We start from the raw sequence: 16,361 nt of genomic DNA on the forward strand, positions 1-16,361 counted from the left end.
TGGCCCGGGACGCGTTTCACGCGGCAAACGGTGAAAAACAGCCCCCATTCAGCCAATAGTCATACTGACAGACTCGGCAAAATCACCGTAAGTTATTGGGCACACTGGAAAAAATCCTGAACGCAAAAGTCGTTGGCGCCCATTCACTTTTCTGTAACAAATGAGACAAGTGCCGTTAACTTCATGTTAATTTCGAGGTCAGGCAAGGCTTGCCTGAACCCACACTCAACACGGAACGTTGTCGTCTTTCGGCCGTTCCGAGGGACGAAATGATTTGAAGATCTCGCACCACAGCGCCCCGGCGCGCAACATCCTGACCTCCGCCCTGATCGCCAGCCTGGTGCTGGTCGCCTCCCCGGCACTCGCCCAGGATGCCCCGGCGACCACCGATCTGGACAAGGTCAGCGTCACCGGCTCGCGCATTGCCCGCACCGGCTTCGTGACCTCCTCCCCGGTCACCGCCATCACCGCTGAAGAGATCCGCCAGACCGGCGCATTGACCATCAGCGACCTGATGAACAAGATGCCGCAGCTCTCGCCCTCGTTCACCCTGGGCAACTCCACCCGCTACATCGGTACCGCAGGCCTGGGCCTGATGGACCTGCGCGGCATGGGGTACGACCGCACCCTGGTGCTGGTCAACGGCCGCCGCCATGTCGGCGCCAACCCCGGCAGCACCGCGGTGGACGTCAACACCATTCCGGTGGAATGGATCGAACGCGTTGAAGTGATCACCGGTGGCGCCTCGGCCATCTACGGCGCCGACGCCGTGGCCGGCGTGGTCAACTTCATCATGAAAAAGGACTTCGAAGGCTTCGAAGCCCGCGCGCAGAAGGGCATTGCCGGCGAAGGCGGTTTCAACCGCTCCTTCGTCGCCGTCACCGGCGGCACCTCGTTCGCCGATGGCCGCGGTAACGTCGCCGTCGCGCTGGAATACAGCGAGCAGGACCGCTTCGGCCGTGGCGACCGTTCCATCGGCCGCCAGTACGACGTGAGCGTGCCGAACCCGAACTATGACAAGAGCATTCCGTCGAGCCAGAGCAACCCGCAGACGATCCTTGCCCGTCCCGGCGGCAACTACTCGACCTCCTACGGCGGCTCCTTCCAGATGGGGGGCGTCTTCGATTACCAGCGCCGGGAGACCTACGGCTACCGCTACCACTTCAATGAGGACGGCAGCTTCAGCCAGAACCGCTTTGATGGCCCGGTGGTCAGCCCGACCAGCTGCGTCAACTGCGATTTCACCGATCTCAACGCAGTGGCCGACCTGCAGCCGAAGTTCGACCGCATCAGCTTCAACACGGCGGCACACTTCGATCTGAACGACCGCCACCGCCTGTTCTTCGAAGGCAAGTACACCAAGACCGAGTCGACCTTCTTCGGTCAGCCGACCTTCGATTCGTCGCTGCGACTGCGTCGCGACAACGCCTACATGACCCCGGAACTCGGTGCAGCGATGGACGCGGCGGGTGCCAGCACCCTGATCGTGAACCGCTTCAACGTCGATGCCGGCCGTCGTGGCGAAGAGGTCAAGCGTGAGACCCGCCGTGCCGTGTTCGGCGCCGAAGGCATGTTCGGTGACAACTGGAGCTACGAGGTTTCGGGCAACTACGGCGAGACCGAGATCAACCGCGTCAACGTCAACAACCGCTACAACGAGCGCTGGTTCGCTGGTCTGGATTCCGTCCGCACCGCCGACGGCCGCATCGTGTGCCGCATGGACGTGAACCCGGCCGCGATCAACCCGCAGACCGGCAGCGCCTATCGCCGCGATCTGATGGGCGATGGCTGCATCCCCTTCAGCATCATGGGCAACGGTGCGGTCTCGCAGGAAGCGGCCGATTGGTTCAACGTGCGCTCGCAGTACCACGGCAAGCTGCAGCAGAGCGTGTTCGCTGCGTCCGTGGCCAACAATGCGCTGTTCGCACTGCCTGCTGGTGATGTCGGCGTGGCTGCCGGTGTCGAGTACCGCAAGGAAAAGAGCACCGAGCGCACCGATCCGCTGGCCGCGCAGGGCCTGACCTTCCTCAACGCCATTGCGGGCGGCGGCGGTTCCTACGACGTCAAGGAAGTGTTCGTCGAGACCAACGTGCCGCTGCTGGCCGACATCCCGGGCATCCGCCGCCTGTCGCTGGACCTGGCCGGCCGTTACTCGGACTACAACACGATCGGCTCGACCAAGACCTGGAACGTGGGCCTGGACTGGGAAGTGCTGCCTTCGCTGCGCGTCCGTGGCACCGTGGCAAAGGCCATCCGCGCCCCGAATATCGCCGAGCTGTACGACGAGCAGTCGCAGAACTTCGCGGTCATCAACGACCCGTGCAACACCAACGCGACCAATCCCAACCGTCCGGGCACGGCGGGCGATCCGGCACTGCGCGCGGCCAACTGCGCGGCACTGGGCGTACCGGCCAACTGGGTGGATTCGTACAGCGCGAACCGTCCGGGCCTGAGCGGTGGCAACCCGAACCTGAAGCCTGAGCAGGCCGACTCGTCCTCGATCGGTTTCGTCTGGCAGCCGGAGTTCTTCGAGGGCTTCGGCCTGTCGGTCGACTACTGGCGCATCACCCTCAAGGATGCGATCGGCTCGGTCTCGGCACAGAACCTGGCGACCCGCTGCGTCGATTCTCCGGCAGGCGTGAACAACGCATTCTGCTCGATGATCAAGCGCGCAGGGGCAGGCGGCACTATCGGCTCCAACGGCGCGGAGTTCCCGGAACACAGCATCTACGACTGGACCGCTGTCACCGAGAACCTGGCCAAGAGCCGCCGTACCGGCGTCGACGTGGAAATGAACTACGACTTCGGCATGGCCGGTGGGCACACCAACCTGCGCCTGGTCGGCACCCGCCTGCTCGAAGCACGCGAGTGGGAGTTCCAGGACTTCCCGAACGAGTACAAGGAGCGTTCCAACTACGTGACCAACCCGCGCTGGCGCGGTCAGTTCACCGCCAAGTACACGCTCAACAACTTCCGCGCCAGCTGGGACATGGTCTACATCCACAAGAACCTGCGTGTCTTCCCGGAGAGCTACAACACCAACCCGGGTTCGCAGCGTCCGATCTGGAACCCGTCGATGACCTACCACAACCTGCAGATCGGCTACACGATGGCCGACTCGGGCGTGGAGGTGTACCTGGGCGTGGACAACGTGTTCGACAAGAACCCGCCGGTGAACTACTTCGGTTCCGACCTGGGTAGCGCGTACTACGACAACATCGGTCGCTTCATGTACATGGGCGTCAACTACAAGTTCTGATTCCTCCAGAACCGCATCACCCAACAAGCCCGGCAACCGCCGGGCTTGTTGCGTTCAGGGCCCTGGCTTCCCGGCTGCATTCCGGCTTGGAAGGCCGAAAACAGGAATCGTTTTCAGCCGGAACCATTCACTCCTTAGTCAGCAACGCACGCGTTACACATTGATACATTTATATACACGATTGTTTTATAAGCACTTTTTTATGTAAATCCGCCTTTATTCCTGATCGTCATGTGACTGCTTTGTGTAAGCCGCGTTAAGGCTGTGTTACGTTCGATGAAGAAGCAAGGAAGTCTTCACATCGCATGTCACCGCCCCCACGGATGGCCTCACCCACGTCGAAACTGCACTCGGGGATGCCCATGTCTCGCCACCGCTCCACTCTCTCGCGCCACCCGCTGACCACCGCCGTACTGACCGGCATGCTGCTGACCAGCGCCGTCACCGCCTTCGCCCAGGACAGCAGCACCACCAACCTGGACAAGGTCACCGTCACCGGTTCGCTGATCCCGCAGACCGAGATCGAAACCCATACCCCGGTCGTGACCATCACCGCCGAAGACATCCAGACGCGCGGCTTCACCAGCGTGGCCGATGTGCTCCAGCAGTCCTCGCTGACCACCGGCGGCCTGCAGGGCGGCCAGACCTCCGCCTCGTTCACCCAGGGTGCCGAAGCGGCCGGCATGTTCGGCCTGAGCCCGAGCTACACCAAGTACCTCATCAACGGCCGCCCGATGCTGTCCTACCCCGCCCTGTACAACGGCGGCGACACGTTCAACAACATCAGTGGTATCCCGATCGACATCGTCGAACGCATCGAAATCCTGCCGGGCGGCCAGTCCTCCCTGTACGGCTCGGATGCGATCGCCGGTGTGGTCAACATCATCCTGAAGGAGCGGATGGACGGCAGCGTGCTGAACGTGCGCGGCGGCACCTACACCGAAGGCGGTGGCAGCACCTTCCGCGTCAGCGGGGCCACCGGCTTCAACAGCGCCGATGACCGGCTCAACGTGCTGGTCAACGCCCAGTTCGAATCGAGCAATCCGATCTGGGGCTACCAGCGCGACGTCACCAGGACCACCAACGGCAACGGCTACACAGCGCAGGTACCGACCAACGATTTCCTGGTCGTCAATCCGGCGGCCGGCAACGCCTACCTGATGATGGACCCGAACCTGTGCGCCAACGTCGCCGGCCAGTTCGGTGGCACCACCGTGCTCGGCACGCGTGCAGCCGGCCAGTCCTGCGGCTCGATCTACAGCCCGGGCTACAAGACCGTCAAGAACGGCAAGGACAGCGCGCAGGTCTACAGCTCGTTCACCTTCGACGCCAACGACAGCCTGCAGCTGTTCGGCGATGTGCTCTACAGCTATGAAGACGTGAAGTACGCCACCGGCTCCAACTACACCTGGTGGGGCACCGCGTCGGGCTACGGCCGCTTCTGGGACCAGACCAGTGGCCAGTGGATGAACCTGCAGCGCGCGTTCGCGCCGGAAGACATCAGCGCCAACGGCTACAAGGACATCCTCAACACCGACCGCAACAAGGCCTACCAGGTCACCCTGGGCGGCCGCGGCACGCTCGGCAACTGGGATTACAGCGCCAGCTTCACCCGCGGCGAGTACAAGCTGACCGAGCGCAACTTCGTGCGCTGGGCCGACCCCATCAACAACTACTTCGAAGAGCACGTGCTGGGCCCGCAGCTCGGCACCCGCAGCGGTTACGCCGTGTTCGCACCGAACTGGGAGGCCTTCTACGCGCCGATCCCGGCCGGCGACTTCGCCACCTTCACCGGTTACACCGAGAGCCAGAGCCGCACCTGGCAGAACCTGGGGCGTTTCCAGATCACCAACGGCACGCTGTTCTCGCTGCCGGGCGGTGATGCCGGTTTCGCCGTCGTCGCCGAAGCCGGCAGCGAAGGCTGGGACTACACCCCGGACGAGCGCCTGATGGATGGCAGCGTGTGGGGCACGACCGCGGTCGCCGGCGCGGGTCACCGCAGCAACTACGCGCTGACCTCCGAGCTGCGCCTGCCGCTGCTCGACTCGCTCACCGTCACCGGCTCGGGCCGCTATGACGCGTTCAAGATCGGGGACAGCACCGTCGACAAGGCCACCTACAGCATCGGCGTCGAGTTCCGCCCGATCGAGAGCCTGCTGTTCCGCGGCAAGTACGGCACCGCGTTCCGCGCGCCCAGCCTGTCCGATGCCTTCCAGGGCCTGAGCGGCTACTACGCCAACGGTGCCACCGACTACTACCGCTGCGGCCAGCTGGGCTACGCCCCGACCGATACCACCGGCTGCGCCTACGACAGCGTCTCGGTGTTCGGCCAGCGCGCCGGCAACCCGGACCTGGAGCCCATCACCGCCGATGTGTGGAACGCCGGCGTGGTCTGGGCACCGCTCAGCAACCTGTCCTTCTCGGTCGACTACTACAACTGGAAGATCAAGAACGAAGTGGACACGCTGAGCTCGGACCAGCTGCTGCTGGCCGAGTACTACTGCCGCAACGGCCAGGTCAACAACACCTCGGCCAGCTGCGACAACGTCAACGACTGGATCACCCGCGATGCCTCCGGCGTGCTGGACGAGATCTACACCCCGAAGATGAACGTGGCCAGCCAGAACCTGCAGGCCATCACCGCCAGCGCCAAGTACGTGCAGGAACTGGGTCGTTTCGGTGCGCTGCAGTTCTCCACCAACTACACCAACATGATCAAGCGCGAGCTGCAGCCGCAGCCGGGCGATGAGTACCTCGATCTGCTGCGCGATCCGTACAACATGTGGATCTACGATTCCTACGCCAAGGTGCGCGCCGATGGCTCGCTGGCCTGGGCCCTGGACAAGTGGACCACCACGCTGTACTTCAACTACGTCGGCAAGACCCCGAACTACCTGGCCTACGCCGGCAACGGCTATGACTACGTGCACTCCTCGGGCGCCAAGGCCGGCAAGTGGGGTTCCTACACCACCTACAACCTGAGCGTGAACTACCGCGCGGCGGAGAACATGACCTTCTCGGTCATGGTCAACAACGTGTTCAACAAGATGCCCGACAACCAGGCGAGCAACTACCCGGGCACCTCGGGTACGCCGTACAACAATTACTTCTACAACATCTACGGCCGTGCCGTGTATGTGCAGGCCAAGTACGAATTCGGCGCGAAGTAAGTTCCACGTCCTGGGATGGACCCTGGAGCCCCGCCGCAAGGCGGGGCTTTTTTCATGTCCGGACGCCGGGTTTCGGAATGCGAATCGGCTTTTAATCTCACTTGTTAAACATCGCCATATTCAGCACTCGGTCATCCGCGCAACATGAATAAAATTTCATGCATTCCCAGGCGATTGTTTTTCAAACGATTTCGGAGCGGGTCGATATTTCTCCCCGGCCGAGGATGACCATTCAGCGAATTTCACGTTAAGCGTGTGTTACGTTCGCCGCATACCGGTTTCAACTGAACGCAGAATGAAACACCCAAGGATGGTCACAGGCCTGGGACCGGTCACCGTTGAACGCCATCAAGACGTCCCACGGAAGGGAAAGCCACGACATCACCACTACACGGGGTTACACATGTCTCGCCAAGGTAATTCGATCTCGCGTCACCCGCTTGCCGCCGCCGTCCTCACCGGCCTGCTGCTCACCAGCGCTACCGTCTTCGCACAGGACAACGGCGCCACCAATCTCGACCGCGTCACCGTCACCGGTTCGCTGATCCCGCAGACCGAGATCGAGAACCACACGCCGGTGCTGACCGTCACCGCCGAGGACATCCAGACCCGCGGCTTCACCAGCATTTCCGAAGTCCTGCAGCAGTCCTCGCTGACCACCGGCGGCCTGCAGGGCGGCCAGACCGCGGCCTCCTTCACCCAGGGCGCCGAAGCGGCCGGCATGTTCGGCCTGGATCCGGGGTACACCAAGTACCTGATCAATGGGCGCCCGATGCTGCAGTACCCGGCGCTCTACAACGGCAGCGATGCGTTCAACAACCTCAGCGGCATCCCGATCGACATCGTCGAGCGCATCGAAATCCTGCCGGGCGGCCAGTCCTCGCTGTACGGTTCGGATGCGATCGCCGGCGTGGTCAACATCATCCTGAAAGAGCGCATGGAAGGCGGTGTGCTCAACGTCCGTGGCGGCGCCACCACCGAGGGCGGTGGCAACAACATCCGCGTCAGCGGCGCCAAGGGCTTCAACAGCGCCGATGACCGCTTCAATGCGCTGGTCAACGTCCAGTACGAAAAGAGCAACCCGATCTGGGGCTACCAGCGCGACCTGACCCGCACCAACAACCGCGTCGGTTACAGCGCGCAGGTGCCGGCCAATGACTTCCTGGTCTACCTGCCGGCGGACAACAACGCCTTCGTGATGATGGATCCGACCCGCTGCGCCAGCGTCGCCGGCCAGTTCGGCGGTACCACCGTGCTCGGCACCCGCGCGGCGGGCGAGTCGTGCGGTTCGGCCTACGGCGCCGGCTACCGCACGCTGAAGAACGACAAGGAAAGCAGCCAGTTCTACAGCTCGATGACGTTCGATGTGAACGACAACTTCACCCTGTTCGCCGATGCGCTGTACAGCCTGGAAGAGGTCAAGTACACCCCGGGTTCGGGCTATACGTTCTGGGGCAGCGACCTGAGTTTCGGCGCGTTCTATGACCAGGACACCGATCAGTACATGAACCTGCAGCGCGCGTTCGCGCCGGAGGACATCGGGCCGAACGGCTACAAGGACATCCTCAACACCGACCGCAACAAGGCCTACCAGGTCACTCTGGGCGGGCGTGGCACGTTCGGCAACTGGGACTACAGCGCCAGCTTCAGCCGCGGCGAATACAAGCTGACCGAGCGCGGCTTCGTGCGCTGGGCCGATGACATCGACAGCTACTTCGAGAACCGCGTGCTCGGTCCGGTGCTCGGCACCACCGATGACGGCTACAACATCTACAGCCCGAACTGGGGCGCGTTCTATTCGCAGTTGCCGGCCGGCGATTTCCAGAGCTTCACCGGCTACACCTACAACGAGAGCAAGACCTGGCAGAACCTGGGCCGCTTCCAGATCACCAACGGCTCGCTGTTCACCCTGCCCGGTGGCGATGCCGGTTTTGCCCTCGTCGCCGAAGCCGGCAGCGAAGGCTGGGACTACCGCCCCGACGAGCGCCTGATGGACGGCAGCGTGTGGGGCACCACCTCGGTGGCCGGCAATGGCCATCGCAGCAACTACGCGCTGACCTCCGAACTGCGCCTGCCGCTGATCGATTCGCTGACCGTCACCGGTTCCGGCCGTTATGACGCCTACAAGATCGCCGACAACACCGTCGACAAGGCCACCTACAGCGTCGGTGTCGAGTTCCGCCCGATCGAAAGCCTGCTGTTCCGCGGCAAGTACGGCACCGCCTTCCGTGCCCCCACCCTGCCCGACGCTTTCCAGGGCGAGAGCGGTTACTACGCCAACGGCGCGGTCGATTACTACCGTTGCGGCCAGCTCGGCTATGCGCCGGCCGATACCCTCGCCTGCCCGTACGGCAACGAGTCGGTGTTCGGCGTGCAGGCCGGCAACACCGAACTGGAACCGATCACCGCCGATGTCTGGAATGCCGGCGTGGTCTGGGCACCGATCAACAACCTGTCGGTCTCGGTGGACTACTACAACTGGAAGATCGACAACGAAGTCGACACCCTGAGCTCGGACCAGCTGCTGCGCGCGGAGTACTACTGCCGCAACGGGCAGGACAACCCGACCTCGGCCAGCTGCGACAACGTCGCCGACTGGATCACCCGCGATGCGGCCGGCAACATCGAGCAGATCTTCACGCCGAAGCTCAACGTGGCGCGCCAGAACCTGCAGGCCCTGACGGCCAGCTTCAAGTACGTGCAGGACATCGGCCGCTTCGGCTCGCTGCAGTTCGCAAGCAACTACACCAACATCCTCAAGCGCGAGCTGCAGCCGCAGCCGGGCGACGGCTACCTGGATCTGCTGCGCGACCCGTATGCGATGTGGTACTACGACGCCTACGCCAAGGTCCGTACCGATGGGTCGGTCGGCTGGGCCAAGGACCGCTGGACCACCACGCTGTACTTCAACTACATCGGCAAGACGCCGAACTACATGTCCTACCTGGGCGAGAGCTACGACTACGTGCATTCGTCCGGCTACAAGGCGGGCAAGTGGGGCTCGTACACCACGTACAACCTGAGCGTGAACTACCGGGCGCTGGACAACCTGACCCTCTCGCTGATGGTCAACAACGTGTTCAACAAGATGCCCGACGGCCAGGCCCACAGCTACGCCGGCAACGTCGCCTCGCCGTACAACAGCAGCATCTACAACCCGTACGGTCGCGCGGTGTACGTGCAGGCCAAGTACGATTTCGGCACCAAGACCAACTAAGCCGCACCAGGGATGACACCCCCGGGCCCCGCCGCAAGGCGGGGCTTTTCCTTGGCCGTCACCGGGCCGGGCGCTGGTCCGCGATTGACCGGATCAGGCCGCTTGCCATCGGCCATGACCTTCGACACCCTTGCAGGCCGGGCCAGCGGCGTATCGTCTGGCCCACAGGCCCTTGCGGGCCATTCCTGCATGACTTTCCGGCCTGGAGGCCAATCACGTGATCGCTCGTACACCCAAACTGGTACTGCTGACCCTGGCCGTTTCGGCCGCGCTGGTCGGCTGCGGCAAGAACGAAACCCCGGCGACGGACAGCGCAGCCTCCACCGCCGCGCCGGCCGCCACGGCCGCCACCGAGTACAAGCTCGACGAGAGCAAGCTGCCGGCCTACAACGCCTTCCATCCGTCCGACCTGGACACCGCGATGGACGCCTGCGGCGCGTTCGGCGACTACGTCAACAGCAAGTGGCTGGCCGCCAATGAAATCCCGGCCGACCGCACCAGCTGGGGCGCCTTCACCATCCTGGACGAGCGCTCGGTCGCCGTGCAGCACCAGCTTGCCGAACAGGTCGCGGCGGTCAAGAACCCGGCCGGCATCGAGAAGATCGTCGGCGACTTCTGGGCCACCGGCATGGACGAAGCCAAGATCAACGCCCAGGGCATCGAGCCGATCAAGGCCGACCTGGCCGCCATCGACGGCCTGCAGGACAAGGACGCGATCGCCAACTACCTGCGCACCAGCGCAGCCAAGGGCGAGAACGTGCTGTTCGGCTTCGGTCCGGAAGCGGACTTCAAGAATTCCAGCATGAATCTGGCCTACGCCAGCCAGGGCGGCCTGGGCCTGCCGGACACCACCTACTACACCGACGCCAAGAACGCCGACAAGCTCAAGGCCTACCAGGCCCACGTGGCCAAGGTGCTGGAACTGGCCGGCGTGGCGACCGCCGATGCTGAAAAGCAGGCTGCCGACGTGGTCAAGTTCGAAACCCGCCTGGCCAAGGCGTCCAAGTCCAGCGTCGAGCTGTCGCGCGATGTCTCGCTGTTCTACAACCCGGTCACCGTGGCCGATGCGGACAAGCTGACCCCGAACTTCAGCTGGAGCGAGTTCTTCAAGGCCCAGGGCATCGCCACGCCGGAGAAATTCTCGCTGGCCATGCCGAGCTTCCACCAGGAAGTGAGCAAGGCGCTGGGTGATACCGATCCGTCGGTGTGGCGCGCCTACCTGCGCTTCCACACCGTGGACGGCGCCTCGCCGTACCTGGCCGATGCGTTCGTCAACGAGAGCTACAACTTCTACGGCAAGACCCTCAACGGCCAGAAGGAGCAGAAGCCGCGCTGGAAGCGCGTGCTGGGCACCATCGAGAACGATGCCGGCGATGCCTTCGGCCAGCTGTACGTCAAGGTCGCCTTCTCGCCGGAAGCCAAGGCGAAGATGGAAGAACTGGTCAAGAACCTGGCCGCCGCGCTCAAGGAGCGCATCCAGGGCCTGACCTGGATGAGCGACGAGACCAAGGCCAAGGCGATCGCCAAGTGGGAAACCTTCACCCCGAAGATCGGCTACCCGGACAAGTGGCGTGACTGGAGCGGCCTGACCACCGGTCGCGACAGCTACCTGGGCAACGTCCGTGCGGCCAATGCGTTCAACTACAAGTTCGCGCTGTCCAAGATCGGCCAGCCGGTGGACAAGACCGAGTGGGGCATGACCCCGCAGACGGTGAATGCCTACTACAACCCGCTGCAGAACGAGATCGTGTTCCCGGCCGCCATCCTGCAGCCGCCGTTCTTCGATCCGAAGGCCGATGACGCGCTGAACTACGGCGGCATCGGTGCGGTGATCGGCCACGAAATGACCCACGGTTACGACGACCAGGGCAGCCGCTTCGGGCCGACCGGCAACTTCGAGAACTGGTGGACCGATGCCGACACCAAGAACTTCAGCGGCCTGACCGGCAAGCTGATCAAGCAGTTCGACGGATACAAGGTGGACGGCCAGGCGGTCAACGGCAAGCTGACCCTGGGCGAGAACATCGCCGATCTGGGTGGTCTGGCGACCGCCTACGACGCCCTGCAGAAGGCCTCGGCCGGCAAGGAAGACCCGAAGGTCGACGGCTTCACCCGCGACCAGCGCTTCTTCTTCAACTGGGCCACCGTGTGGCGCACCAAGTACACCCCGGAGAACATGAAGGTCCGTCTGGCGACCGACCCGCATGCCCCGGCGCAGTTCCGTGCGATGGGTGCCCCGTCGAACCTGCCGACCTTCGCCGCTGCGTTCCAGTGCAAGGCCGGCTCGCCGATGGTGCGCGCAGGCGACCAGCAGGTCGTGATCTGGTAAGCCATCGCGCCCCGGCGTGATGTGATCCATGCAGAGGCCCGGGATTTTCCCGGGCCTTTGTTTTTTGGGTGCGCGCTGCCATCACGCTCGTTTCGCTTTGCTTGGTACACTCGCGCGATCTCATCCCCGCTGGATTCGCTTTACATGTCCAACCTCCGTCCGCTCGCCATTGCCCTGGGCCTGAGCCTGGCCTCCCTGGTCATCGCACACGATGCGCATGCCGCGCCGAAGAAGAAGGCCGCCGCCCGCGCGCCGGCCGTCAGCGCGCAGTGCAGCGACTTCTACGAGGCCACCAATGCGACCTGGTTGAAGGCCAACCCGGTACCGCAGACCGGCGCCACCACCGCGCTGGGCCAGCTCGCCGACCGCACCCGCCAGCAGCAGCGTGAACTGCTGGATGCGGCGATGACCGCACCGCAGGGCAACGTGCAGAAGCTGCTCGGCGACTTCTGGGCCAGCGGCCTGGACGAAGCGGCGGTGGAAGCCGACGGCTCCAACCCGATCGCCCCGCTGCTGACCCGCATCAACGCGATCAAGAAGGCCAAGGACGTGCCGGCCTCGATCGCCGCGCTGCACCAGGTCGGTATCCCGGTCGCCTTCAACTTCGCGCCGGACGTGGACCTGAAGGCGCTGGACCGCCACATCGGCTACTTCATGCAGGGGGGCATGGGCCTGCCGGACCCGGCGTTCTACACCCGCACCGATGCCGACACCGTCGCGCTGATGGGGCGCTACCGCAATTACGTCAAGCAGGTGCTGGCCCTGACCGGCACCCCGGCCGACAAGCTCGATGCCGAGTCGCAGTCGGTGATCGCGCTGGAAACCGAACTGGCGCGCAACGCGCAGTCGCTGGCCGGCATCAACAACCCGTTCAACAACTACGCGCCGATCTCCACCAAGGAGCTCAACAGCCGCTATCGCAACCTGCAGCTGGAGGCCTTCCTGAAGGCACAGGGCGTCAACGACGACCTGGTCTCGCTGGCCGATCCGGCGCTGTTCAAGCAGCTCGACGGCATGGTCACGCGGATCAAGCCGGAGCAGTGGAAGGTCTACCTGCGCTGGCGCGTGGGTGACGCCATGGCACCGTACCTGTCCAAGGCCTACCGCGACGCCGAGTTCGAATTCCGCGGCCGCGTGATCCGTGGCCAGACCCTGCCGCCGGCGCGCTGGGAGCAGGTGCTGGATGCGATCAACGTCGCTGCCGGTCCGATGGTCGGCCGTGAGTACGCGGCCAAGCATCTGTCCGCCGACGACCGTCGCAAGGCCGCCCTGGTCGTGGACAAGATCCGCGAAGTGCAGATCGACGCGGTCAAGCGCAGCACCTGGATGAGCGATGAAGCCAAGACCGAAGCGCAGGCCAAGCTGGCCGCACTGAAGATCGAGATCGGCACTCCGCTGCGCGATCTGGATTACACCGTGCAGCCGATGGGCCGTGGCAGCTTCGGCGGCAACATGCTGATCGCGTCCACCTGGCGCCACCGCGAAGAAATGAAGCGCATCGGCAAGGGCAACGCCGACCGCCGCTGGGACGTGCTGCCGCAGCAGCCGGCGCTGGCGTATGACATCGCGCAGAACCGCCTGATCGTCACCGCCGCCGTGCTGCAGGGCCCGGTGTTCAACGCCAAGGGCGATACCGCCGAGCTGTTCGGCAGCTACGGCGCGCTGGTCGCCCACGAGCTGACCCGTGCGATCGACGCCAAGGGCGCGCTGGTCGATGCCAAGGGCGAACTGCGCAGCTGGTGGACCCCGGCCGACAAGACCGCCTGGACCCTGTTCGGCAACCGCGTCGCCGCGCAGTACAGCGGCTACGACTACCCGGGCGTCAAGGGTGCGAAGGTCAACGGCGAACTCACCCGCGAAGAGAACCTGGCCGATCTGGCCGGCCTCGAACTGGCGTGGGAGGCTTACAAGGCCGTCGAACCGGCTGCCAAGCCGGCCGCCCAGCAGGGCTTCTTCCGCGCCTGGGCCAGCCTGTGGCCGCAGCAGTTGTCGCCGAACGTCGCCGCCCAGCGCGTGACCTCCGACATCCTGGCCCCGGGCCGCTGGCGCACCAACGGCCCGCTGTCCAACCTGCCGTCCTTCGGCGCGACCTTCACCTGCAAGCCGGGCCAGCCGATGCAGCGCGTGGACAACGACCAGATCAAGGTCTGGCGCTGAGTCCTGCACCCTGGTCAACGAAAAAGGGCGCCCACGGGGCGCCCTTTTTTTTAATGGGGACGGAGGTGGTTATTAACCACCTCCGTCCCTGTTATTTGATGCTGCGCAGGTGGTTGGGGCGCTTCGGAGGTCCCGGTGGACGCCGGTTGTTGAACGGCGGTTGGCCGCGCCAGTAGCGGATCAACAGCCAGCCGAACAGCATGCCGCCCAGGTGGGCGAAGTGGGCCACGCCCGGCTGCCAGCCGGTGGCGCCCAGCATCAGTTCCATCGCGCCGAAGACGATCACGAAGGTACGTGCCTTCATCGGGATCGGCGGGAACAGCAGCATCACCCGCTGGTTGGGGAACAGCATGCCGTAGGCCAGCAACAGGCCGAACACGCCACCGGAAGCGCCCAGCACCGTGGCCGGGTCGGCCAGCATCATGCCGACCAGCAGCTGGCACAAGCCGGCACCGGCCACGCACACCAGGTAATAGGTCAGGAAGCGCTTTTCGCCCCAGGTCTGTTCCAGCGGCGCACCGAACATGAAGAGCGCGAGCATGTTGAAGAACAGATGGCCGAAGCTGCCATGCAGGAAGCCATAGGTGAGCAGCTGCCAGGGCTGGAAGTTGCCGCCGGGCGAGAACGGATCGAAACCGCCTCCCAGGGGTTGCAGCATGAAGGGCTCGAACGTGGCATTGCCGAGCAGGAACGGCTGCTGCAGCAGGAACAGCAGGGCGTTGGCGATCAACAACGCTTTGGTGACGGTAGGCAGTCGCGGAAACATGGGGGCATCCTTTGGAACTGCGTCCATCATAGCCGCAGCACCCGGCCGCACGCTGCGCGCCAGCGCGCCCTGTTCAACGCCCAGGCAGCGTCAGCCCGGCCCCCACAGGGCGGCATCCAGATCGTCCGCGCCGGCCACCGGCATGCCCTTGACCCGCCCCCGCTCGATCGCCACGCCCTCGGCGCGCAGCCGCTGGCTCTGTTCCTTCCAGCCGGCCGAGCCTTCCGGCATCGCGATGCGCCCATCCGAGCGCAGCACGCGGTGCCACGGCAGCTCCGGGTCATCATTCATGCCAAGCACGCGCGCGGTCAGCCGCGCCCTGCCCGGCAGCCCCGCCTTGGCCGCGACCTGGCCGTACCCCATCACCTGCCCGCGCGGGATCGCGCGGATCACCGCCAGGATGCGCGCACGCGCCTGTGCCGCCGGGTCATCGCCGATCGCGGCCGCATTCACGCGCGGACCCGGCTGACCAGCAGCACGCCGAGCAGGACCAGCGCCGTGCCGAGGATCTGCCACGGCCCCATGGGTTCGTCGAGCAGCCATAGACTCATCACGATGGTGGAGACTGGACCGAGCATACCCACCTGCGCGGCCAGCGACGAGCCGATCCGCTTCACCGCGAGCATGATCGCCATCACCGGCAGGACCGTGCACACCGTCGCGTTGATCAGGGAGAGCCAGTACACCGGCACCGGTGCCTGGCCCAGCGCCGACATCGGATGCAGCACCGCGAAGTGCAGCACGCACAGCACGCAGGCCACGCAGCTGGCATAGGCGGTCAGCCGGATCGCACCGATCCGCGCCACCACCTGGCCACTGCCGAACAGGTACAGCGCATAGCTCAGCGCACTGGCGAACACCAGCGCGCTGCCCAGCACGATGCGCCCGCCTTCCAGCTTCAGGTCATGGCCGAAGGCGAGCAGTACGCCGAGATAGCTCAGCACCAGTGCGGCCACCTGCCAGCGACCGGGGCGCTTTTTCAGCAGCACCAGGCTGATCAGCAGGACCAGCGTCGGGTTCAAGTACAGGATCAGCCGTTCCAGCGTGACGCTGATGTACTGCAGGCCCTGGAAGTCCAGCAGGCTGGACAGGTAATAGCCGGTGAAACCCAGCCACACCACCCGCCCGCGATCGCCCCATGACAACGCCGGCGCGCGCCGCGCGGACCAGACGGCCAGCAGGGCGAACAGCGGGAAGGCCATCAACATCCGCAGCGCCAGCAGCGTGGTGGCATCCACGCCATGCCGATACGCCAGCTTGACGATGACCGCCTTGCCCGAGGCGGCAATGGCGCCGATCGCGGCCAAGGCGATGCCGCCGGCGGCGATGCGGCTGGAGGACGTGGGCAGCGGGGAAACGGGTGAAGACATCAGGACGGCGGACAGCCGCACGGAGGCGGCTGGGCAGCGGGGGAACTGGAATTGTCGCATGCTCGACACCCACGGATACCAGGCGGGTGGAGC

8 protein-coding genes are annotated in these 16,361 nt (G+C 64.7%); 5 read left to right on the plus strand and 3 right to left on the minus strand.

Features of this window, described 5'->3' with window-relative positions:
- The first annotated feature begins 313 nt into the window (after positions 1 to 313).
- The 5 genes from AB9O74_RS00250 to AB9O74_RS00270 all read left to right on the plus strand — a co-directional run bounded on the left by AB9O74_RS00250 (position 314) and on the right by AB9O74_RS00270 (position 14,132).
- On the plus strand, positions 314 to 3,259 hold the full coding sequence (locus AB9O74_RS00250) for a TonB-dependent receptor plug domain-containing protein (protein WP_369348232.1): 2,946 nt from the start codon (positions 314 to 316) through the stop codon (positions 3,257 to 3,259).
- 362 nt (positions 3,260 to 3,621) lie between these two features.
- On the plus strand, positions 3,622 to 6,429 hold the full coding sequence (locus tag AB9O74_RS00255) for a TonB-dependent receptor (protein WP_369348028.1): 2,808 nt from the start codon (positions 3,622 to 3,624) through the stop codon (positions 6,427 to 6,429).
- A gap of 403 nt (positions 6,430 to 6,832) precedes the next feature.
- Positions 6,833 to 9,646 (plus strand): TonB-dependent receptor plug domain-containing protein, encoded by a 2,814-nt coding sequence (locus AB9O74_RS00260; RefSeq protein ID WP_369348029.1) that lies wholly within the window; start codon positions 6,833 to 6,835, stop codon positions 9,644 to 9,646.
- A 220-nt stretch (positions 9,647 to 9,866) separates the two neighbouring features.
- Complete coding sequence (locus AB9O74_RS00265; RefSeq protein WP_369348233.1) at positions 9,867 to 11,975, plus strand: M13 family metallopeptidase; 2,109 nt, start codon at positions 9,867 to 9,869, stop codon at positions 11,973 to 11,975.
- Between the two features lie 144 nt (positions 11,976 to 12,119).
- On the plus strand, positions 12,120 to 14,132 hold the full coding sequence (locus AB9O74_RS00270) for a M13 family metallopeptidase (protein WP_369348030.1): 2,013 nt from the start codon (positions 12,120 to 12,122) through the stop codon (positions 14,130 to 14,132).
- A 91-nt stretch (positions 14,133 to 14,223) separates the two neighbouring features.
- On the opposite strand, the gene AB9O74_RS00275 is transcribed toward AB9O74_RS00270, so the two are convergent.
- From AB9O74_RS00275 to AB9O74_RS00285, 3 genes are all read right to left on the minus strand, one after another.
- Complete coding sequence (locus AB9O74_RS00275) at positions 14,224 to 14,898, minus strand: rhomboid family intramembrane serine protease (protein WP_121038514.1); 675 nt, start codon at positions 14,896 to 14,898, stop codon at positions 14,224 to 14,226.
- Positions 14,899 to 14,988: 90 nt separating this feature from the next.
- Positions 14,989 to 15,351 carry an MGMT family protein gene (locus tag AB9O74_RS00280; protein WP_346478744.1) on the minus strand — a complete coding sequence of 121 codons (363 nt, stop codon included), beginning with the start codon at positions 15,349 to 15,351 and terminating at the stop codon, positions 14,989 to 14,991.
- Positions 15,348 to 16,268 (minus strand): DMT family transporter, encoded by a 921-nt coding sequence (locus tag AB9O74_RS00285; protein ID WP_369348031.1) that lies wholly within the window; start codon positions 16,266 to 16,268, stop codon positions 15,348 to 15,350. The genes AB9O74_RS00280 and AB9O74_RS00285 overlap by 4 nt, the downstream gene beginning before the upstream one ends.
- Between the last annotated feature and the right edge of the window lie 93 nt (positions 16,269 to 16,361).

The organism is Stenotrophomonas sp. JAG2 (assembly GCF_041080745.1).
GTDB classification, from domain to species: domain Bacteria; phylum Pseudomonadota; class Gammaproteobacteria; order Xanthomonadales; family Xanthomonadaceae; genus Stenotrophomonas; species Stenotrophomonas maltophilia_AA.

What these genes read in the sequence shown, in the direction of transcription:
- AB9O74_RS00275 (WP_121038514.1), bottom strand. Translation starts at nt 14,898, where the DNA reads ATGTTTCCGCGACTGCCTACCGTCACCAAAGCGTTGTTGATCGCCAAC.
- AB9O74_RS00285 (WP_369348031.1), bottom strand. Translation starts at nt 16,268, where the DNA reads ATGTCTTCACCCGTTTCCCCGCTGCCCACGTCCTCCAGCCGCATCGCC.
- AB9O74_RS00270 (WP_369348030.1), top strand. Translation starts at nt 12,120, where the DNA reads ATGTCCAACCTCCGTCCGCTCGCCATTGCCCTGGGCCTGAGCCTGGCC.
- AB9O74_RS00255 (WP_369348028.1), top strand. Translation starts at nt 3,622, where the DNA reads ATGTCTCGCCACCGCTCCACTCTCTCGCGCCACCCGCTGACCACCGCC.
- AB9O74_RS00260 (WP_369348029.1), top strand. Translation starts at nt 6,833, where the DNA reads ATGTCTCGCCAAGGTAATTCGATCTCGCGTCACCCGCTTGCCGCCGCC.